Origin of the sequence: Streptomyces sp. 35G-GA-8, from assembly GCF_023534745.1 — a bacterium.
Classification (GTDB): domain Bacteria; phylum Actinomycetota; class Actinomycetes; order Streptomycetales; family Streptomycetaceae; genus Streptomyces.
Map to the genome: position 1 here is coordinate 133,134 of NZ_JAMHJQ010000009.1, position 19,892 is coordinate 153,025.

The 19,892-nt window shown below is 69.0% G+C and carries 19 protein-coding genes and 2 tRNA genes; 8 read left to right on the forward strand and 13 right to left on the reverse strand.

Translation table 11 applies throughout. From position 1 onward, the window contains the following. Positions 1 to 36 precede the first annotated feature (36 nt). The 4 genes from M1203_RS21690 to M1203_RS21705 all read right to left on the reverse strand — a co-directional run bounded on the left by M1203_RS21690 (position 37) and on the right by M1203_RS21705 (position 3,196). Positions 37 to 1,389, reverse strand: coding sequence for a class E sortase (locus M1203_RS21690; RefSeq protein ID WP_249951438.1), 1,353 nt, complete (start codon positions 1,387 to 1,389; stop codon positions 37 to 39). Further along, positions 1,386 to 2,024 carry an aminodeoxychorismate/anthranilate synthase component II gene (locus M1203_RS21695; RefSeq protein WP_249951439.1) on the reverse strand — a complete coding sequence of 213 codons (639 nt, stop codon included), beginning with the start codon at positions 2,022 to 2,024 and terminating at the stop codon, positions 1,386 to 1,388. Before M1203_RS21695 ends, M1203_RS21690 begins: the two co-directional genes overlap by 4 nt. Next, entirely contained in the window at positions 2,021 to 2,200 is a 180-nt protein-coding gene (locus tag M1203_RS21700; protein WP_249951440.1) for a hypothetical protein, read from the reverse strand. The genes M1203_RS21695 and M1203_RS21700 overlap by 4 nt, the downstream gene beginning before the upstream one ends. Positions 2,201 to 2,428: 228 nt before the next feature. Next, entirely contained in the window at positions 2,429 to 3,196 is a 768-nt protein-coding gene (locus tag M1203_RS21705; protein ID WP_249951441.1) for a DUF881 domain-containing protein, read from the reverse strand. A 142-nt stretch (positions 3,197 to 3,338) separates the two neighbouring features. Between M1203_RS21705 and crgA the strand changes: the two genes are divergently transcribed. Continuing rightward, positions 3,339 to 3,596, forward strand: coding sequence for a cell division protein CrgA (gene crgA, locus M1203_RS21710; RefSeq protein ID WP_030350948.1), 258 nt, complete (start codon positions 3,339 to 3,341; stop codon positions 3,594 to 3,596). A 271-nt stretch (positions 3,597 to 3,867) separates the two neighbouring features. Here crgA and M1203_RS21715 read toward each other — a convergent pair whose 3' ends face one another. Further along, positions 3,868 to 4,779 (reverse strand): rhomboid family intramembrane serine protease, encoded by a 912-nt coding sequence (locus M1203_RS21715; RefSeq protein ID WP_249951442.1) that lies wholly within the window; start codon positions 4,777 to 4,779, stop codon positions 3,868 to 3,870. Positions 4,780 to 4,918: 139 nt separating this feature from the next. Then, positions 4,919 to 5,446: a peptidylprolyl isomerase gene (locus M1203_RS21720; RefSeq protein WP_249951443.1), complete on the reverse strand. Its 528-nt coding sequence runs from the start codon at positions 5,444 to 5,446 to the stop codon at positions 4,919 to 4,921. Between the two features lie 420 nt (positions 5,447 to 5,866). Between M1203_RS21720 and M1203_RS21725 the strand changes: the two genes are divergently transcribed. Further along, positions 5,867 to 6,598, forward strand: a complete 732-nt coding sequence (locus M1203_RS21725; protein WP_249951444.1) for a DUF5324 family protein — start codon at positions 5,867 to 5,869, stop codon at positions 6,596 to 6,598. A 122-nt stretch (positions 6,599 to 6,720) separates the two neighbouring features. After that, complete coding sequence (locus M1203_RS38775) at positions 6,721 to 6,843, forward strand: hypothetical protein (RefSeq protein WP_283958875.1); 123 nt, start codon at positions 6,721 to 6,723, stop codon at positions 6,841 to 6,843. Positions 6,844 to 6,881: 38 nt separating this feature from the next. Here the strand turns inward: M1203_RS38775 and M1203_RS21730 are convergent, their stop codons facing one another. Next, positions 6,882 to 7,253, reverse strand: coding sequence for a DUF6344 domain-containing protein (locus M1203_RS21730; protein ID WP_249951445.1), 372 nt, complete (start codon positions 7,251 to 7,253; stop codon positions 6,882 to 6,884). 432 nt (positions 7,254 to 7,685) lie between these two features. On the opposite strand from M1203_RS21730, the gene M1203_RS21735 reads away from it, so the two are divergent. From M1203_RS21735 to fumC, 3 genes are all read left to right on the forward strand, one after another. Next, a complete protein-coding gene (locus M1203_RS21735) occupies positions 7,686 to 8,657 on the forward strand; it encodes an alpha/beta fold hydrolase (protein ID WP_249951446.1) in 972 nt (323 codons plus the stop codon). Positions 8,658 to 8,842: 185 nt separating this feature from the next. Further along, entirely contained in the window at positions 8,843 to 10,504 is a 1,662-nt protein-coding gene (locus tag M1203_RS21740) for an NAD-dependent malic enzyme (protein WP_249951447.1), read from the forward strand. After that, positions 10,501 to 11,967: a class II fumarate hydratase gene (fumC, locus tag M1203_RS21745; RefSeq protein WP_249951448.1), complete on the forward strand. Its 1,467-nt coding sequence runs from the start codon at positions 10,501 to 10,503 to the stop codon at positions 11,965 to 11,967. Before M1203_RS21740 ends, fumC begins: the two co-directional genes overlap by 4 nt. Positions 11,968 to 12,042: 75 nt before the next feature. Here the strand turns inward: fumC and M1203_RS21750 are convergent. After that, a tRNA-Ala gene (locus tag M1203_RS21750) sits at positions 12,043 to 12,115 on the reverse strand. Between the two features lie 186 nt (positions 12,116 to 12,301). On the opposite strand from M1203_RS21750, the gene M1203_RS21755 reads away from it, so the two are divergent. Together M1203_RS21755 and M1203_RS21760 are read left to right on the forward strand one after the other, a co-directional pair. Beyond that, positions 12,302 to 12,850 (forward strand): transcriptional regulator, encoded by a 549-nt coding sequence (locus M1203_RS21755; RefSeq protein ID WP_030354386.1) that lies wholly within the window; start codon positions 12,302 to 12,304, stop codon positions 12,848 to 12,850. Positions 12,851 to 12,884: 34 nt separating this feature from the next. Then, positions 12,885 to 14,402 (forward strand): serine/threonine-protein kinase, encoded by a 1,518-nt coding sequence (locus M1203_RS21760; protein WP_249951449.1) that lies wholly within the window; start codon positions 12,885 to 12,887, stop codon positions 14,400 to 14,402. A 12-nt stretch (positions 14,403 to 14,414) separates the two neighbouring features. Here M1203_RS21760 and M1203_RS21765 read toward each other — a convergent pair whose 3' ends face one another. From M1203_RS21765 to gyrA, 5 genes are all read right to left on the reverse strand, one after another. Beyond that, positions 14,415 to 15,695 (reverse strand): hypothetical protein, encoded by a 1,281-nt coding sequence (locus tag M1203_RS21765; protein ID WP_249951450.1) that lies wholly within the window; start codon positions 15,693 to 15,695, stop codon positions 14,415 to 14,417. A gap of 307 nt (positions 15,696 to 16,002) precedes the next feature. Beyond that, complete coding sequence (locus M1203_RS21770; protein ID WP_211266759.1) at positions 16,003 to 16,137, reverse strand: DLW-39 family protein; 135 nt, start codon at positions 16,135 to 16,137, stop codon at positions 16,003 to 16,005. A 190-nt stretch (positions 16,138 to 16,327) separates the two neighbouring features. Further along, positions 16,328 to 16,401: transfer RNA gene (locus tag M1203_RS21775), tRNA-Ile, on the reverse strand. A gap of 58 nt (positions 16,402 to 16,459) precedes the next feature. After that, on the reverse strand, positions 16,460 to 17,080 hold the full coding sequence (locus M1203_RS21780) for a DUF3566 domain-containing protein (protein ID WP_249951451.1): 621 nt from the start codon (positions 17,078 to 17,080) through the stop codon (positions 16,460 to 16,462). An 87-nt stretch (positions 17,081 to 17,167) separates the two neighbouring features. Next, positions 17,168 to 19,843 carry a DNA gyrase subunit A gene (gene gyrA / locus M1203_RS21785; RefSeq protein ID WP_249951452.1) on the reverse strand — a complete coding sequence of 892 codons (2,676 nt, stop codon included), beginning with the start codon at positions 19,841 to 19,843 and terminating at the stop codon, positions 17,168 to 17,170. Positions 19,844 to 19,892 lie beyond the last annotated feature (49 nt).

The window sequence follows — 19,892 nt, forward strand, 5'->3', positions numbered from 1 at the left end:
AAAGTCCCTGAAGTCTGTCCGCGCGCGGACCGGGCGTCAGCCGACGAGAGCGTCGGGCTTGCCCTTGCTGCGCGGCCGTTCGTCCACCATCTTGCCCCACACGATCAGCCGATAGGTACTGGTGAATTCCGGCGTGCACGTCGTCAGCGTGATGTAGCGACCGGGCTCCGTGAACCCCGAACCCGGCGGCACCGGACCGATCACGCTCACATTCGACGGCGACGTCTGCGGCAGGATGCTGGCCATGTCGTACGTGTAGTACGCGTCGCGCGTCTCGACGATGATCTCGTCGCCGGGCTTCAACTGGTTGATGTAGCGGAAGGGTTCGCCATGGGTGTTGCGGTGGCCCGCCACCGCGAAGTTGCCCTGCTTGTCCGAGGGCATCGCCGTCTTGAGGCGGCCCTCCGCGTAATGGCCGACCATTCCACGGTCGAGGACCTGCGACTTGTTGATGCCCTCGGCGATCGGCACGACGACGTCCAGCTTCGGGATATGCATGATGGCGAAGCCCTGCCCCGGCTCGAAGGCGCCAGGCTGCCGGTCCTTCGTCCAGCTGTCCTGGATCTTGTTCGTCTCGTTGCCCGCGTACTGGTCGGCCCGCACATTCGTCCACCAGAGCTGGTACGTGACGAACAGCAGCATCAGGACGCCGAAGGTGATGAACAGCTCGCCGACCGCCCGGCTGGCGATGACGGCGGGGCTCTCCTTGAGGGCACGCGCCGCACGCCGTGCTTCGACCCGGGAGAGCGGTCTGGCGGGCGCCTGCTCCTCGGAGCCCTGCCCGGCGTCGGCCCCGGAGGCCCCGGCGGGCTCGGCGCGTCTACGGCCCCGCCCACCGCCCTTGGCGGCCCTGCGCCGCTCGGCCCGGCCCCCCGTCACGGGCTCCGGCTCGACCGCCCGGCGCGTGTCCGCCGTCCGGAGTCCGACCGTCTGATCATCCAACCTGGGCTCGGGTACAGGTACGGGTACGGGGGCGGGCTCGGATACCGGTATCCGGGCCGTGTCCGCCATCGGCGCCGTACCATCCGCGTAGTACGAGGGAGTACCGGACTCCGGCCCCCGGGGGGCCTCCGTCGCGTACTGGCGGTAGTAGTCACCGGACCACTCGGGCCCGGGGGCCGTGGCTTCCGGGACGGGCTCCGGCTGCCGGGGGCCCCGGTGCCGCCCCTGCTTCCGTACCGGCTGCTGTCCTTGCTCGCCGCTCTGGCCCTGGCCCCGCCCCTGTGCTTCTCCCGGACGCCCCGGTTGCCCCGGTTGCCCCGGCAGCGGATCCTTCAGCGGGTCCGCCAGCCCGTCCACGGCCGCCTCGAACGCTCCGGAGACCTCGTACCCTCCCTGCTCGTACGAGGCTCCGTAACCCGCTTCGTGTTCGGGGCGGAGTGCCGTCACGCGAGCGCCTTGCCCACCACCGGCGCCAGCCCCGTCGACCGGCCCACCGCGCCCGGATCGCCGCACTGCGCCAGCCAGTTGGCCAGCATCAGATGCCCGTGTTCGGTCAGGACCGACTCCGGGTGGAACTGCACACCCTCGACGGCCAGTTCACGGTGGCGTACGCCCATGATGATGCCGTCCGCGGTGCGCGCGGTGACCTCCAGCTCGGCCGGCAGCGTGGCGGGCTCCGCCGCGAGCGAGTGATACCGGGTCGCGGTGAACGGCGAAGGCAGCCCGGCGAAGACGCCCTTGCCCTCGTGCGTGACGAGCGACGTCTTGCCGTGCAGCAGCTCGGGCGCGCGGCCGACGACACCGCCGTACGCGACCGCCATCGACTGCATGCCGAGGCACACCCCGAAGACGGGCACCGCGGTCTCGGCGCAGTGACGCACCATCTCGACGCAGACACCGGCCTGTTCGGGTGTGCCGGGCCCGGGGGAGAGCAGAACGCCGTCGAAGCCGTCCTGGGCGTGAGCGGTCGTCACCTCGTCGTTGCGCAGCACCTCGCACTCGGCGCCGAGTTGATAGAGGTACTGGACGAGGTTGAAGACGAAGCTGTCGTAGTTGTCGACCACGAGAATGCGCGCGCTCATCCGGCCGCCCCCGATCCCTCACCGTCGACCGTCACATCATTGAACGGAAGCAGCGGCTCCGCCCACGGGAAGACGTACTGGAACAGCACATAGACGACGGCGAGCGCCAACAGGAGCGAGATCGCCGCCCGCAGCCACACGTTGCCCGGCAGATGCCGCCAGATCCAGCCGTACATGCTGTCCCTTCCGTCCGGTACCGCGCCAGGCGGTACGGCACCAGACTAAAGGGCTCCACCGACACATGGGCGGTTCATCGGTCAGCTGCACAGAGGTTCGGGCTTGCTCTTCGTCACAGGAGCCACCGAAGGCCGCTGCCCGCCCCTGGGGCGTGACCCGGGTCCTGTCCGGCCGATCTTCACGGGCCCGACCTAGGGCCTGTCCGGTGGATCGCCGGACAGGCCGACCTAGTCGACCGGCTTCGCGTAGTGCAGATCCACCGTGCCCGTGTAGCCCGGCAGCGTCTCCTTGTCGCGCTCGTCGACCTTCCAGCCCAGGCCGTACGCCTTGACGTACAGCTGGTAGTTCTGGACCGCCGGGGAGTCGGCGAGCGCCTTGCGGAGCCTGCCCTGGTCACCAACAGCGGTGATCTTGTAGGGCGGTGAGTAGACGCGGCCCTGGAGGATCAGCGTATTCCCCACGCACCGCACGGCGCTGGTGGAGATCAGCCGCTGGTCCATGACGCGGATGCCCTCCGCGCCGCCCTTCCACAGGGCGTTGACGACGGCCTGCAGATCCTGCTGGTGGATGACGAGGTCATTGGGCTGCGGCTCGGGATAGCCGGGGTTGGCCGTGGCGTTCGGCGGCGCGTCGTCGAGCGTGACGGTGAGCGACCGGCCGGTGACCTTCTTGGTGCCCGCGCCCTCCTCCAGGGCGTTCAGCCTGGCCTCGTCGGCCGCGGTGGTGCCGTGGTCACGGCCGACGAGGGTGTCGATGTCCTGCCGTACCGCCGCGTTGGCATCGCCCAGTTCGGCGTTCTTGCGGTCGCGTTCGTGGATCAGATCGGAGAGCTTGAGCAGCGAGGTGTCCGTACGGATGTTGGTGCCCTTGGCCGTGTTGAAGCTGGTCACGAAAATCAGCCCGGCGAGGGCGAAGACGGCAGCCGTCAGCAGCCGGACGGGCCGCCTGTTCGGTCGGCGGACCGGCCCTGGGGGAGAGTCGGCGGAATTGCTCAACGTACCCTTATCTCCTTAGGCGCCGCGGAAGCACTACGCTAACGGACGCCCGGGGGCGGCGGTGTTCCCCCTGCTCTCCGCCCCGGCAACACCGTTCAGTCCCCCTGCGCGGTCACGCAGCGCATCGACAGGAGAGTCCCTCGTGCCGAAGTCACGTATCCGCAAGAAGGCCGAGTTCACGCCGCCTCCGGCCGCGAAGCAGACGGTCAACCTCAAGCTGACCAACCGGAGCTGGGTGGCCCCGGTCATGTTGGCACTGTTCCTGATCGGCCTGGCCTGGATCGTCGTCTTCTATGTGACCGAGGGCGATCTTCCGCTGCAGAGCTTCGGGAACTGGAACATCGTGGTCGGGTTCGGCTTCATCGCCGCCGGCTTCGGTGTCTCGACCCAGTGGAAGTAGCGGGTCCACCGCTCCGCCGTCAAGCTCTGCCCCCACTTATCCACAGCGTTGTCCACAGCAGGGGAAAAGGTCAGACGATCTGTGGATAACTCCACGGGACGTTGACGCCGGTGTGACTGCATCCGCCATTCTGATGACGTGCCCGCCCCTTGTCGCTGCTGGTCAAACCCACATCAGCGACAAGGGGCACGCACGTTCCCCACAGGATGCACAAGATCCGCCACACACTGTGGACAACTGTGGAGTACAGGCCGTTCCCACAGGGTCACGCTCAGGTGAGTGAGGCCGTTCTCGCCGCGATGATCACAACCGTCGCCACCAGTACCAGCGCGCAGGTCCCGTACTGCACGAGAGCGCGCCGCTCGCGAGGCGCGTGCACCATCCCTATGGCGATCACCACGCCGGCCACCAGCCCGCCGACATGCGCCTCCCAGGCGATGTTGGACCAGGTGAAGGTGAAGACCAGGTTCAGCGCCAGCAGGACGAGGACCGGCCGCATGTCGTAGTTGAGCCGCCGCATCAGTACGACGGTCGCGCCGAGCAGCCCGAAGATCGCGCCGGACGCGCCCAGCGAGGGCTGGTTCGGTTCGGCGAGAAGATACGTGAGGGCGCTGCCGGCCAGTCCGGAGAGCAGATAGAGCGCCAGGAAGCGGACGCGGCCCAGCGCCGCCTCCAGCGGCCCGCCGAGCCACCACAGCCCGAGCATGTTGAAGGCGATGTGCCAGATCTCCTGGTGCAGGAACATGGCGGTGACGAGCCGGTACCACTCGCCGTCCGCGACGCCGACGGCCCGGTTGAGGTCAGGGCTGAACGCATAGCCGATGAGGTCGAGGTCCTCGACGAGCCGGTGCCGGTCGCCCACCGCGAGAACGGCGACGAACAGCGCGACATTGATGCCCAGCAGGATCTTGGTGACCAGCCGGGGGTCGGCCGCGACCGTGCCGCCGGCGAGAGTGCGCGGCCGGTTCGCGCTCGCCCCGTGCCCCGTACCCGACCCCTGCCGGACGCATTCCGGGCACTGGAAGCCGACGGAGGCGCTGATCATGCACTCGGGGCAGATGGGGCGCTCGCAGCGCGTGCAGCGTATGCCCGTCTCCCGGTCCGGATGCCGGTAACAGCTGGGCAGGCCTTCGGTGACGGCAGGCTGATCCTGGCCTCCGTGGCCGCCTGGCGGGTGGTCCATCGGTCCCCTCGGTCCTCGTGACGGCGGACGGTGCCCGGCACGCCACAGCGCACCGCCCCGCCCGTCCGGTATGTAACCACTACGGACGGGCAGGGCGGGATGGTTCCCCGAACCGGGGAACCGGACACTGTGCGAGTGGTCAGCGCGTCTCGATGACGACCGACTCGATCACGACGTCCTGCAGCGGACGGTCGGTACGCGGGTTGGTCTGGGTACCGCCGATGGCGTCCACGACCTTCTTGCCGGCCTCGTTGGAGACCTCGCCGAAGATGGTGTGCTTCCGGTTCAGCCAGGACGTCGGCGCCAGGGTGATGAAGAACTGCGAGCCATTGGTCCCCGGGCCCGCGTTGGCCATCGCCAGCAGGTACGGCCTGTCGAAGCCGAGGTCCGGGTGGAACTCGTCCTCGAACTGGTAGCCGGGGCCACCGGTGCCGTTGCCCAGCGGGTCTCCGCCCTGGATCATGAAGCCGCTGATCACACGGTGGAAGACGGTGCCGTCGTACAGCCTGTCCGTGGTCTTCTGCCCGGTCTCCGGGCTGACCCACTCCCGGTCGCCCTGCGCGAGCTCGACAAAGTTCTTGACCGTCTTCGGCGCGTGGTTCGGCAGAAGCCGGACCTCGATGTCGCCGTGGTTGGTCTTCAGGGTGGCGTAAAGCTGCTCGGCCACGATCTGCCTTCCGTAAGTCTTCTCTGACCCTCACGATCCTCGCACGGAAGGCGCGATCGCCGCCCGGCCGCTGCCCTCGAACGGGCTTTACGCCCGTCTTGGGGCGTTTTCGGGGCCGGATGGAGGCGGCAAGACACGGGTGAGGCGCCGGTTCGGGGCAGCCGGAAGCGAAAGAAGGCGAGCAGTCGCGGAGACGGCGGTGTGGTCACGCCGGAACCCGCGCATGCTGGAAGGAGGCATGGCGTCGTGGCCCGTCAGCGCGTACGGAACGCACGCGGAGGGCCGTGATGTACGGACATCACCCACGTCGTCTTCCATGACCCGGATGCCCGCAACGCATGCCGAGACCGAGCCCGGCAGGCATGATCTCGAAAAGGGTGGATAGGCGAAATACGGAACGCCACCGAGGAGGATGATCCTGTGACCCGCATGGACAGCGTGCGCGCCGCTACCGGTTCGGCGAAGGAGAGCGTGCAGCACGCCGCGGTAGTGGTGGCCCCTTACGCCGGTACGGCCAAGGAACAGGCCGCTCTGGCCAAGGAACAGGCCGCGCTCTACGCCCGTGAGGCGCGTGTACGGCTCGCGCCGACAGTATCGAAGGCCGCTCAGCAGGCTCGTGTTCAGTACGGCGCCCATGTGGCGCCCCGGGTACCCCCAAAGGTCGATGAAGCCGCTCACCGCGCCGCGGTGCGCACTCGTCAGGCCGCCCGTCAGGCGGCGGATTACACCCGTCAGGCGGCGGATTACACAGTGCCGCGCGTGAATCAGGCGGTGGCCACCGCACAGCCGGTGGCCGAGCAGGCAGCGGCACGTTCCGCGGCCGCCCTGGCCGCTCTGCGCGGACAGGTCACGACGAAAGAGATCCAGAAGCTGGTGAGGAAGCATGAACGGCGGGCCAGGGCCGGCCGGTTGGCCAAGGGCCTGGCGGTCCTCGGCGTGCTGGCAGGTGGGGCTTTCGCCGCCTGGAAGTGGTGGGACAAGCAGGCGAATCCGGACTGGCTCGTGGAGCCGCCGGCCGCTACCGAGGTCTCGGAGCGTGGTCCGCTGACGTCCGTGGACGGCAGCCATGTGGTCGATCCGCTGGATCCGGAGGTCCAGGCGAAGCAGGCCGAGGCCGAGGCGTCGGAGAACGACCGGGACGACCGTCCCTGATCACAGGGCCCGCGGAGACCACGGCCATGGAGAGCGCGGATCGGGCGTGGCACTCGTACGCGCCGCGCCTGTAGTCCGTGTCCCCTGTGCTCTTGTCGTCCGCACGCTTGGCGACCTCGTCCGTGTCGACCGAGCTCTCGCTGTCCGCGCTCTCGCTGTCCGCGTTCCTGCTGCTCGCGTTCTTGTTGTCCGCGTCGTCCTCGTCGCACCACCGGCGTACGGGGTTCGGCGACGGGCGCACCTGAGGTGAAGGGCGCCGGGAGACCACGGGGTTCCCGACGCCTCACGCCGCGACGAGTGCCGCGTCGGCGGCGTACGCGTTCATGTGTGCCGCGCGGGCATCGGCCTCGCTCGGCGTGGTGTCCGGCAGATGACGGACCGAAGGTGACGAGCCGTGCGCCTCCGCGCGGATACGCTGCTTGATCGTGGGCGGCAGCGACCGGCCGCGTGGCAGCGACCTGGGTACGGTCGCCCTGGCCGGAGCGGCCTCGGTGACGTGGTCCGCGGCGGCGGGCGCCGGCGCGGGCTGCTCGGCCGGCTGCGGCACGGCGTTGCCGGCGGCCGCGGCCGGGGCGGTCAGCCCCAGGGAGGCGAGCACCGCGAAGAACGCGGTGATGAAGACAGTCCACAGTTTCTTGACCTTGAAGGCGGCCATGACCCCTCGCTTTCGGGTTGAGCGGTTTACATACCTTCCTCATGATGTGGACGCATCTTGAAAATCCACGGAGCTACGCCGCCGTCCGACAGTTCTTCGGATGAACACCACTCGTACGGTCCAACCGGCCCGGCGGATCCGCGGCCGAATCGCGCCCGAAGCCGTATCTGAAGCAGCGCTCCCTCCTCGCCCAGCGACGCGTACCTGCGCACGTCAGCGCCCCTCCGGCGCCTTCGCGCCGCCCCTCCGCGCCGGCCGAAGCACGACTTGCGCTCCGCCGCCACCCGGAACGATCGCCGCCGGGTGAGGCCCCACCACCTGCTCGGCCGCGCGGCGTCACCCGCCTGCCGCTCAGAGCGCGCCGTATCGGCATAAACCGGAAAAGCTGATGCTCGGCCCGCCCCTCCTGGCAGAAGAGAAAGAGAGAACGCCATGACGCTGCGCCCGTCCCGAAAGCTCATACGCTCGCGGCCCGTTGCCGCCCTCGCCTCTGTGTGCTCCGTGGCGGCGCTCACGGCGCCTGCCGTCGCCGACGGCGATTCCACCGACTCGGGCGCCAAAGGCATAGCCAAGCCGACCGTGGTACTGGTGCACGGCGCGTTCGCCGACGCCTCCGGGTGGGACGGCGTGGTGGAACGGCTCCAGCGCGACGGCTATCCCGTCATAGCCCCCGCGAACCCGCTGCGCGGGCTGGGCAGTGACTCCGCCTACATCGCCAGCGTCCTGAAGAGCGTCAAAGGACCGCTCGTCCTCGCCGGGCATTCCTACGGCGGTGCCGTGATCGGCGAGGCCGCGGCCGGCAACCCCAACGTCAAGGCGCTCGTCTACATCTCGGCGTTCATGCCCGCCAAAGGCGAGACACTGGGGGCGCTGGGCGCGAAGTTCGCCGGCAGCAGGCTCGATCCGGCGCTCAAACAGGTGCCGTTCCAAAGCGGCGACGGCATGACGGGCACCGATCTGTACATCAAGCCCGAGAAGTTCCATCAGGTCTTCGCCGCGGACCTCCCGGCCTCCACCGCCGCGCAGATGGCCGCCACTCAGCGCCCGATCAGCGCCGCGGCCTTCACCGAGAAGGCCGGCGCCGCCGCCTGGAAGACCATCCCGTCCTGGTTCCTGGTCGCCACCAAGGACCGCGCGATAGCACCGGATCTGGAGCGCTTCGAGGCCAAACGGGCGGGCTCCCACACGATCGAGGTGAACTCCTCGCATGTGGCGATGATCTCCCACCCCGGGACCGTCACCAGCCTGATCCTCGACGCCATTCGCACCGAGGCCTCCGGCACCCCGTCCCTGGCCACGACGGGCGGCACAGCCTCGACAACGGGGCTGATCGGTCTCGTCGCGATCGCCGCGGGCGTGGGCCTGATCGTGGCCGTACGCAGACACCAGGCACGCGACCGCTGACCCCATGCGCGCTGCCCCCTGGCGCGCTGCCCCTGGCGAGCGAGGACCGGAGCGAGGACGAGCGAGAGCGGGCCTGCCGCGGGATCGGCAAGGTGGACTCACCCAGCCGAGTGGCAGGCCCCCCTTATCCGGCTCAGCATGGATGGAGGCCCTGCCACGCGCCCCGCCGACGATGGAGGCCGCAGATGTCGATGCATACGCCACCCATCCTCCTCGACCCGCTCCTCGATCGAGGGAGCGCCTTCACCCTGGAAGAACGCGACAGCCTCGGGCTGACAGGCCGCCTGCCCAGCGCCGTGCTGACCCTGGACCAACAGGCGCAGCGCGCCTACGAGCAGGTGCGGGAGGAGCCGACAGACCTGGCGAAGTTCATCTACCTCGAACAGCTCCACAACCGCAACGAAGTGGTGTACTACCGGGTGCTGGCCGACCACCTGGCCGAGCTGCTGCCGATCGTCTACGACCCCACCGTGGGCGAGGCCATCAAGCGGTACAGCCACGAGTACCGGCTCCCACGCGGCATCTACCTCTCCATCGACCGGCCTCAGGACATCCGCCGCGCCCTCGAGTCGCTGCGGCTCCACCGCGACCAGGTGGACCTGGTGGTGGCCACCGACGCCGAGGAGATCCTGGGCATCGGCGACTGGGGTGTGCACGGGATCCAGATCTCGGTCGGCAAACTCGCCGTGTACACCGCGGCGGCCGGCCTGCACCCCGGACGCTGCGTGCCGGTGGTCCTGGACGTCGGCACCGACAACGAGAACCTGCTGAACGACCCGCTCTACCTGGGCATGCGTCACAGCCGGGTGCGGGGCAGGAAGTACGACGATTTCGTCGCGGCCTATCTGGAGACGGTCGCGGACCTGTATCCGAACGCGCTCCTGCATTTCGAGGACTTCGGTCCCAGCAACGCCCGCCGGCTCCTGGAGGAGTACAAGGACCACTACCGGATGTTCAACGACGACATGCAGGGAACAGGCGCCATCACGCTGGCCGCGGTCATGTCCGCCCTGAAGGTCACCGGCGTCCCGTTCCGTGAGCAGCGCGTCGTCGTATTCGGCGCCGGCACCGCGGGCGTGGGCATCGCCGACCAGCTGCGCGACGCCATGGTCCGTGACGGCCTGGACACCACGGCCGCCACGCGCCTCGTATGGCTGGTCGACAAGCAGGGACTGCTCGTCGACGGCATGCCCGGCCTACGTGACTACCAGGCCCCCTACGCCCGCCCCCGCGCCGGGGTACGGGACTGGGCGGACGGGCCGATCGACCTGCCCACGACCGTTCAGCACGTCCGTCCGACGATCCTGATCGGCACCTCCACCAGCCCCGGCACATTCGACCGGCACGTCGTCACGGAGATGGCCCGGCACGTCGAACGCCCCATCATCCTGCCTCTCTCCAACCCGACCGAGAAGATCGAGGCCATGCCCTCGGACCTGCTCGCCTGGACCGACGGCAAGGTGCTGACGGCGACCGGAATCCCGGTCGACCCCGTGAACCACGGCGGCGTCCACCACATCATCGGACAGGCCAACAACGCGCTGCTGTACCCCGGTCTCGGCCTGGGGACCATCCTGTCCGGTACAGACCGTCTCACCGCGCCGATGATCCTCGCCGCGGCGGAGGCGGTGGCCGGCCAGGTGGACCCCCGAGCGCCCGGAGCGCCCCTGCTGCCGCCGGTGTCGAACCTGCGTGCTTCCTCGGCGATCGTGGCCAAGGCCGTCATCCATGCCGCCGGGGCCCAAGCCGGCACCCGTCACCCGGACGACCTCGTCCAGGCGGTGCAGGACGCGATGTGGCAACCCGCCTACGGGCCGCTGCCCAAGGAGCTGGGGGAGCCCTCATGACCACCCGGCAGCATGGCACCGGCTCCGAGCACCCGCCGAAGGTGCGGGACATATCGATCGGCATTGACGCCCTCGGCACCCGCCGCGAGACGGACTCGATGGGCACGGTGGACGTGCCGGCCGACCGTTACTGGGGCGCTCAGACCCAGCGTTCCCTGATCCACTTCTCCATCGGGGACGACCGAATGCCCAAGGCCGTCTACCACGCCTACGGCTACGTCAAGAAGGCCGCCGCCCGCGTCAACGCCGACGAAGGCCGCCTGCCGCGCTGGAAGGCCGACCTCATCGCCCGTGTGGCCGACGAGGTGATCTCCGGTGCGCTGGACGACCACTTCCCCCTGTACGTCTGGCAGACGGGTTCCGGAACCCAGAGCAATATGAACGTCAACGAGGTGATCAGCAACCGCGCCATCCAGCTGGTGGGCGGCGAGCTCGGCTCCAAGACGCCGGTCCACCCCAACGACGACGTCAACATGGGCCAGTCCTCCAACGACACCTTCCCCACGGCGATGCACATAGCCGCCGTCCAGGAGATCAACGGCCACCTCCTCCCCCGAGTACGGCAACTCCACGAGGCGATCACGGCGAAGTCCCGCGCGTGGTCGGACATCGTCAAGATCGGACGCACCCACCTGGAAGACGCCGTTCCGCTGTCGGTCGGCGAGGAGTGGTCCGGCTACGCCGCCCAGCTCGGCGACGCCATCGGCAGAGTCGAGGCCACCCTGCCCGACCTGTACCGGCTCGCCGTCGGCGGAACCGCTGTGGGTACGGGCCTCAACGCCCCCGTGGGCTTCGGCGTCCATGTCGCGGAGCGGATCGAGGCACTGACCGGCTCTCCGTTCCGCGCCGCGGCCAACTCCTTCGCCGCCCAAGGCGGTCTGGACGCCATGGTCGCGGCCTCGGCCGGCCTGCGCGGCCTCGCCGTCCCCCTGATGAAGATCGCGAACGACATCCGCTGGCTCGCCTCCGGACCCCGCTGCGGCCTCGGCGAGCTCACGCTCCCCGCGAACGAGCCCGGCAGTTCGATCATGCCGGGCAAGGTCAACCCGACCCAGTGCGAGGCCATGGTGATGGTCTGCATCCAGGTGCTGGCGGAGGACAGCGCCATCGCGTTCGCCGGGAGCCAGGGGAACTTCGAGCTGAACGCCATGCGCCCCGTCATCGTGAACAACTTCCTCCACTCCGCGCGCATCCTCGGGGACGCGTCGGAGAAGCTGCGCACGTACTGCGTCGAAGGGGCGGAACCCCACCGCGAGCAGATCGACGAATACCTCTCGCGCTCCCTGATGCTCGTCACCGCTCTCTCGCCGGAGATCGGCTACGACAAGGCCAGCAGCATCGCCCACCGGGCCGACGACGAGGGCACCACCCTCCGGGAGGCGGCGCTCGACAGCGGATACATCAGCGCCGAGGACTTCGACCGGATCGTCGACCCCAGGAAGATGGTCCATCTCCACCACTGAGGACCAAGCGCCCTCGTGGCGCCGCGAAAATGCCCTCCGAAACTGCGTTTCCGCAGGTCGGAGGGCATTTATAGGTGGAGCCTAGGGGAGTCGAACCCCTGACATCTGCCATGCAAAGACAGCGCTCTACCAACTGAGCTAAGGCCCCTCGGTGGGTTGGGTACGGCCGAGCCGCGCAGCGGCGCTCGTCCATCACCGGGACCAGAGTACCGGCTATCCCGAGTGATCCCGCAAAAGGATTGGGACTCCCCGTGCACGACCACGCTCCGTAAGATGCCCCACGAGGTTCGCAGCAGCGAAGCTGCCGCATTGGGGAAGCGATGGGGAGACGCGTATGGACGCCGCACAGCAGGAATCGACTGCCAGAGCCAGAGAACTTCAGCGGAGCTGGTACGGAGAGCCGTTGGGGGCGCTCTTCCGTCGACTCATAGATGACCTGGGCCTGAACCAGGCCCGGCTCGCGGCGGTCCTCGGACTCTCCGCACCGATGCTCTCCCAGTTGATGAGCGGTCAACGCGCGAAGATCGGGAATCCGGCCGTGGTCCAGCGGGTCCAGGCCCTCCAGGATCTCGCCGGTCAGGTGGCCGACGGAAGCGTGAGCGCCGGGGAGGCCACGGACCGGATGGAGGAGATCAAGAAATCGCAGGGGGGTTCCGTCCTCACCGGCACCAGCCAGACGACGAACAGCTCGGGCGCGCCGACCGTGCGCCGGGTGGTCCGCGAGATCCAGTCCCTGCTGCGCTCGGTCGCGGCGGCCGGCGACATCATCGATGCCGCCGACTCCCTCGCCCCGACCCAGCCCGAACTGGCAGAGTTCCTCAGGGTCTACGGCGCCGGGCGCACCGCGGAGGCGGTCGCCCATTACGAGGCGCATCAAAGCTGACGGCGTACGGGACGACGGGGAGCGAGCGCGGCGCATGGGTGAGGTCTTCGCGGGACGGTACGAGCTGATCGACCCGATCGGGCGTGGCGGTGTCGGTGCCGTCTGGCGTGCCTGGGACCACCGGCGCAGACGCTATGTGGCGGCGAAGGTCCTCCAGCAGAGCGACGCGCACACCCTGCTGCGGTTCGTACGGGAACAGGCCCTGCGGATCGATCACCCGCATGTCCTCGCCCCGGCGAGCTGGGCTGCGGACGACGACAAGGTCCTGTTCACCATGGATCTGGTGAGCGGCGGCTCGCTCGCGCATGTCATCGGCGACTACGGGCCGCTGCCGCCGCGCTTCGTCTGCACCCTGCTCGACCAGTTGCTGGCCGGTCTGGCCGCGGTGCACGCGGAGGGGGTCGTGCACCGCGACATCAAACCGGCCAACATCCTGCTGGAGGCCACCGGGACGGGCAGACCGCATCTGCGGCTGTCCGACTTCGGCATCTCCATGCGCAAGGGCGAGCCACGCCTGACGGAGACCAACTACGTGGTGGGAACGCCCGGTTACTTCGCGCCCGAGCAGATGATGGGCGCCGAGCCGGACTTCCCCGCCGATCTCTTCGCGGTCGGTCTCGTGGCTCTCTACCTGATGCAGGGTCAGAAGCCGGACGCCAAGGCCCTGGTCGAGCATTTCACCGCGCACGGCACCCCCGGGGCGCCCCAGGGCATCCCCGAGCCGCTGTGGCAGGTCCTGGCGGGCCTTCTGCAGCCCGATCCGGACGCGAGGTTCCGTACGGCCACGGGCGCCCGCAAGGCGCTCACAACGGCCGTGGAGCTGCTGCCCGAGCCCGACATCGACGACGAGATCGTCGAGGTCTTCGACCAGATCGGTCCGCTCCCCTCCGCCTTCGGTCCCGCCGGTCCCGTCAGCCCCGCTAGCCCCGCTAGCCCCGCCAGTACCGTCGGCCCGGCCAGTACCGCCGGTCCCGTCACGGATCCCCGGACCGGCGGCCACCCCTCAGCTCCCTACACCGAGGCCAGCGGCGGCCCGTACACCGACCCGCGCACGGCTCAGCCGCCCGCCGGACCGGCGACGGCCTCGTCGTCCCTCACACCGCCGCCCTCGACAGCGCCCTCGCCGCCCCCCACGCCGGCGCCCGGGCCCGCCTCCATGTCGGAGACCGGCAGTTTCCATCTCCCCCCGCCGCCGAGCCGGGACCACGCTCCCCAGCAGGCACCGCAGGCTCAGCCCGCCCCTCAGCAGGCCTACGTCCCGCCGTACCCGGCCCAGCACATCCCCCCTCACCACGACTACGCCACGCCGCCCGACCTCTCCCAGGCCGAGACGGCGGCGGTCCGGCACGAACAGGGCCACACCCGCCCGTACACCGCCCAGAGCCCGGGGGTTCCCTTTCAGCAGCCGGCGGTCCCCCATCCGCGGGCACCGGCCCACCGCGCCCCCGCCAAACGCGTGGGACCGCCCCCGAAGGTGACGGTCCCGGTCCTGCTGCTGGCGCTGGCCTGTTTCGCCGTGGGGATCTGGGCCCTCACCCAGATCCAGAGCTGACGGTCCTGGCGCTCAGCCGGACCCCACTTCCGCGCGCCGCCGCGCGAGCAGCGTCCACACCCCGAGGCCGAGCACCAGCACGGTGCCCGCGCCGATTCCCCCCGCCGCGACCCACTTCATCGCCTCGTTGCCCGCGGCGCCGGTTCCGGTCGTCCCGTCACCGGTCGCCGACTGCCGGTCGTCCGGGTCCACGCTGAAATCGCCGGCGGGCCCCGCGTACGCCGGAGCGTCCTTCGGGTCGCCCTCGACGTCGATCCGCAGCGTCAGTCCGTACGGCCCGGCGCCGAACTTCTCGCCCACCTCGGGGTTGAGGCTGACGCGCAGGTAGTACCAGCCCGCGAACCTCATCTCCTTGTCGCCGGTCCGCGAGCCGAAGCGGTTCTCGTACGCCACCGGAGGCAGCGGATCGAGGGACGTCGTCTTCTGCTTCCCGGTGTACGAGAGCGAGTTGCTGGTGTCGACGAGCCCTCGCGCCGGGTTGTAGAGGGCCATGGAGAACGCGCCGCTCACAAACCCCGACCCGGACGCCGCGCTGCCCAGGTCCGCGGCGGCGAAGATCTGCTGCCCCCAGTCCACGGGCACCCGGTAGAAGAGCGAGGCGCCCGGCTCGATCTTCGACGTCCACTCGCCCTTCCCCAGCTCCGCCGCGTCATAGAAGCCCGTGCCGCCCGCCCGCGCCCGCGGCTCACCGCCGACCGGGTCGGGCGAGGCGCTGGGCCACCCCGAAGGCGCCTCGGACGGTCCGGGGCCCGTGAGCCCCGGCTCGGAGACATGGCGGATCTCCAGCTCCCAGGGCTCAGGGGTGGAGGTGTCCTCGCCGGTCCGCTCGATGACGACGTAGTACGGGCCGGCCTCCTGGCAGGAGGACGCCCCCGCCTCGATCAGCCGGTAGGCATAGGCGGCGAGCGGCCGGGGGAATTTGCTCGCGGCGCCGAACTGCGCGTCGTTGGAGTCGCAGTCGGCGCCCTGGCTGTTCTGCAGCGAGATCTCGATCTTGTCCCCGTAGGCGACGGTCGTCCCCGAGCCGGGCACGGCGACCGCCGATACATACGCGTTCGTCTCCGCGTCGAGGTTCAGCCGGTAGACGAGTGTGCCGCCGGGCTCGATCGAATCGCGGTAAGTGCCCTCGGCGTCAAGCGGCTTGGCGTCGCTCGTGGTCGCCGCTCCGCTGATCCGCCGCGCGCCGGGATCGAAGGCGTACGGGCTCGGCTCACCGTCCGCCATGGCCTGGCCCGGCACCGCCGCCAGCAGACACACCGCCGCGCCCACCGCCACCGCCCTGGGGCCTCTCACCGACGCCGCCCGCCCCCTGCCGCACTGCCACTTCACGCGCTTCCCCTCGCCCTCTCGGCCGGCTGGCCCTGTCGGTCGGTCCATCCTGCCCCGAGGCTCCCTCCGCTGTCTGCGGGGTCACCGGGCTCGGCCGGATCACTCCCGGTCCACACCCCCGACCTTTGCGTAAGCAAGTCAAAGATTCACGTGAGTGAATTCCATCGGAGCGGCAGGGACGCACGGCCCCGCACAGCACGGGGCCCGGACAGCACAGAGCCCCGACCGCTCGGCGGCCGGGGCTCGTATCTCGTATCAGGACTACTGCGTCTCACACACCCGAACCTGCGGGCACGGAGTCGGTCTCCTCCGTCCACAGGTCCTGCTCGGCGCGGTCCGCCTGGATCTGGCGGTACACGAGGAGCCCGCCGATGGCGGCCAGTGCGACCAAGAGAAGCTTCTTCACCGCGCGACCTCGTCTTTCTTGACGTAGGGGACTTCTGGCGCCCGACTATACACACCGACCGATACCGATCGGTGACCTGCCCGCGAACGAGGCGGAGCTCCGGCCGAGCACAAAGGGACCTCGAAGAGCGACTGCCCGCGAAATACGATCGGCCCGTACGGAGACGATCCGTACGGGCCGATTGTCGCGGTGGGGCTAACAGGATTTGAACCTGTGGCCTCATCCTTATCAGGGATGCGCTCTAACCAACTGAGCTATAGCCCCGCGCTGCCCCTGAAGATTAGCGCACTTCAGGGCCAGCCCCAAAATCGATACCCGGCCCTCACTCGTCCTCGGCGAGCGTGAGCTCAACACCGCCCACAAAGCCCGCGGACAGGTTGTAGATGAAGGCTCCGAGCGTCGCCAGCGCCGTCGCGAGCACCACATCGATCACCGCGATGACCGACGTGAAGATGATCACTCGCGGCAGCGACAGGAACGACTGAAGGTCGAAGCCATTGCTCTCGTTGGAGCCCGTGGCCTCGCTGATCGTCCCGCCGACCGTCGAGAAGACGCCCATCGCGTCCATGACCATCCACAGCACGGCGGCCGCGACGATGGTGCACAGACCCAGCGCGATGGAGAGCAGGAAGCTGACCTTCATCACCGACCACGGATCGGCCTTCGCCACCCGCAGTCGCGCCTTACGGGTACGCGGAGTCGTCCGCGCGCCCGTCCGCGGCCGGCGCACCGCGGAAGCGGCGGGGGCCCCCGCGGGACCCGCCCCACCGGGAACGGCGGAGGTCACGGGAGCCCCTTGCTGCATCTGCTGTCCGCCCTGGCTCGGCCCGCCGCCGTGTGGCGAGGGATACGCCTGCGGCGGGTGGTACGGCTGAGCGGCCGGCTGCGGCTGCTCGGGGCCGTACTTCTCGTAAGGGGGCTTCTGCCCCCGGGTGTCGGTCACCGTTACCCCCTGGGAGTCCGTGGCAGGGCCACGGGCACCGTTCGCTCCGGAAGCGGCCGATCCGGCGCCCGTGGCTCCACTCACGCTCTACTCCTCGTGCTCCCCGGCCGAGGGCTGAATACCCTCGGCGACGACCTCGGCCGTACCAGCCTCTTCGGTCCCCGGGTCATCGGTCCCGTCGACCTCTTCGGCTTCACGTCCCGCCTCGGCGTTGCGCGCGATACCGACGACGGCATCCCGCTTGCCCAGGTTGATCAGTTGGACACCCATCGTGTCACGGCCGGTCTCCCTGACTTCGTTGACTCGCGTGCGAATCACACCGCCGCCGAGAGTGATGGCAAGGATCTCATCCGTTTCCTCGACCACCAAAGCACCGACGAGAGAACCCCGATCCTCCACAATCTTGGCGGCCTTGATACCCAGACCGCCCCGACCCTGGACGCGATACTCATCCACAGCGGTCCGCTTCGCGTATCCGCCATCTGTAGCAGTGAAGACGAACGTACCGGGCCTGACGACATTCATCGAGAGCAGTTCGTCACCCTCGCGGAAACTCATCCCCTTCACGCCCGACGTGGCACGCCCCATCGGGCGCAGCGCGTCGTCCGTCGCGGTGAACCGGATCGACTGCGCCTTGCGGCTGATGAGGAGCAGATCGTCCTCCGCCGACACCAGCTCCGCGCCGATCAGCTCGTCGTCCGCGCCGTCGTCCGTCTCCCGGAGATTGATCGCGATGACACCGCCCGAGCGGGGTGAGTCGTAGTCCTTGAGCGAGGTCTTCTTCACCAGACCCGCCTTCGTGGCCAGGACCAGATACGGCGCGGCCTCGTAGTCACGGATCGCCAGGATCTCGGCGATCTGCTCGTCCGGCTGGAAGGCGAGCAGATTGGCCACATGCTGACCCCGCGCGTCCCGTCCGACGTCCGGCAGCTCGTACGCCTTCGCCCGGTAGACCCGGCCCTTGTTCGTGAAGAACAGCAGCCAGTGGTGCGTGGTCGAGACGAAGAAGTGGTCGACGATGTCGTCTTCCTTCAGCTTCGTACCGCGTACGCCCTTGCCGCCGCGCTTCTGCGAGCGGTAGTCGTCCGTCTTCGTACGCTTCACATAGCCGCCACGCGTGATCGTGACGACGATGTCCTCCTCGGCGATCAGGTCCTCGATGGACATGTCACCGTCGAAGGGCACCAGCTTCGAACGCCGGTCGTCTCCGAACTTGTCGACCATGACGGCCAGTTCGTCATGGACGATCTGCCGCTGCTTCTCCGGCGAGGCCAGGATCGCGTTGTACTCGTTGATCTTCTGCTGCAGCTCGTCGTGTTCCGCGACGATCTTCCGCCGCTCCAGGGCCGCCAGCCGGCGCAGCTGCATCTCCAGGATCGCGTTCGCCTGGATCTCGTCGATCGTGAGCAGCCCCATCAGGCCCTCACGCGCGATCTCGACCGTGTCACTGCGCCGGATCAGCGCGATGACCTCGTCGATCGCGTCGAGCGCCTTGAGCAGACCGCGCAGGATGTGCGCCCGCTCCTCGGCCTTGCGCAGCCGGAACTTCGTGCGCCGGACGATGACCTCGATCTGGTGCGTCACCCAGTGCCGGATGAACGCGTCCAGCGAGAGCGTGCGCGGCACGCCGTCCACCAGCGCCAGCATGTTCGCGCTGAAGTTGCTCTGCAGATCGGTGTGCTTGTACAGGTTGTTCAGAACGACCTTGGCGACCGCGTCCCGCTTCAGGACGACGACCAGCCGCTGACCCGTACGCGAGGACGTCTCGTCGCGGACGTCCGCGATGCCGCCGACCCTGCCGTCCTTGACCAGGTCGGCGATCTTCTGCGCGAGGTTGTCCGGGTTGGTCTGGTACGGCAGCTCCGTGACCACCAGGCACTGGCGGTTCTGGATCTCCTCGACCTCGACCACGGCGCGCATCGTGATCGAGCCGCGGCCCGTGCGGTACGCCTCCTCGATGCCCTTGCGCCCCACGACCAGCGCGCCGGTCGGGAAGTCGGGGCCCTTGATCCGCTCGATGAGCGCGTCGAGCAGTTCCTCGTGGCTCGCCTCGGGGTGCTCAAGCGCCCACATCGCGCCGGCCGCGACCTCCCGCAGATTGTGCGGCGGGATGTTCGTGGCCATACCGACGGCGATCCCGGCAGAGCCGTTGATCAGCAGATTCGGGAACCGCGCCGGCAGGACCGTCGGCTCCTGATTACGGCCGTCGTAGTTGTCCGTGAAGTCGACGGTCTCCTCGTCGATGTCCCGGAGCATCTCCATCGACAGCGGCATCATCTTGCACTCGGTGTACCGCATGGCCGCGGCCGGGTCATTGCCCGGAGAACCGAAGTTGCCGTTGGAGTCCACCAGCGGCATCCGCATCGACCACGGCTGCGCGAGCCGGACCAGCGCGTCGTAGATCGAGGAGTCGCCGTGCGGGTGGTACGTACCCATGACGTCACCGACGACGCGGGCGCACTTGTAGAAGCCCTTCTCGGGCCGGTAGCCGCCGTCGTACATCGCGTACAGCACACGCCGGTGGACGGGCTTGAGACCGTCCCGTACGTCCGGGAGCGCGCGCGACACGATGACGGACATCGCGTAGTCGAGATACGAGCGCTGCATCTCCGTTTCGAGCCCGACCGGCTCTACGCGCATCGCCAGCCCCTCAACAGCCTCCGCCGCCACGACGGCCTCCTGGACCGCGGGGGTACCAGGGGTGCCGGGGACGCCGGAGCTCTCGGGGGTGTCAGGGGTATCAGGGGTGTTCTCGTCGGCCATTGCTGGTCAGTGTTCCTTTCGGCCTTGTCGAATCCGTCAGCTGAGACCG

Excerpts from the sequence above, each read along its gene's own strand:
- M1203_RS21700 (WP_249951440.1), bottom strand. The coding sequence starts at position 2,200 with ATGTACGGCTGGATCTGGCGGCATCTGCCGGGCAACGTGTGGCTGCGG.
- fumC (WP_249951448.1), top strand. The coding sequence starts at position 10,501 with ATGACCACCCGGCAGCATGGCACCGGCTCCGAGCACCCGCCGAAGGTG.
- gyrA (WP_249951452.1), bottom strand. The coding sequence starts at position 19,843 with ATGGCCGACGAGAACACCCCTGATACCCCTGACACCCCCGAGAGCTCC.
- M1203_RS21735 (WP_249951446.1), top strand. The coding sequence starts at position 7,686 with ATGACGCTGCGCCCGTCCCGAAAGCTCATACGCTCGCGGCCCGTTGCC.
- M1203_RS21755 (WP_030354386.1), top strand. The coding sequence starts at position 12,302 with ATGGACGCCGCACAGCAGGAATCGACTGCCAGAGCCAGAGAACTTCAG.
- M1203_RS21760 (WP_249951449.1), top strand. The coding sequence starts at position 12,885 with ATGGGTGAGGTCTTCGCGGGACGGTACGAGCTGATCGACCCGATCGGG.
- M1203_RS21695 (WP_249951439.1), bottom strand. The coding sequence starts at position 2,024 with ATGAGCGCGCGCATTCTCGTGGTCGACAACTACGACAGCTTCGTCTTC.
- M1203_RS21730 (WP_249951445.1), bottom strand. The coding sequence starts at position 7,253 with ATGGCCGCCTTCAAGGTCAAGAAACTGTGGACTGTCTTCATCACCGCG.
- M1203_RS21740 (WP_249951447.1), top strand. The coding sequence starts at position 8,843 with ATGTCGATGCATACGCCACCCATCCTCCTCGACCCGCTCCTCGATCGA.
- M1203_RS21715 (WP_249951442.1), bottom strand. The coding sequence starts at position 4,779 with ATGGACCACCCGCCAGGCGGCCACGGAGGCCAGGATCAGCCTGCCGTC.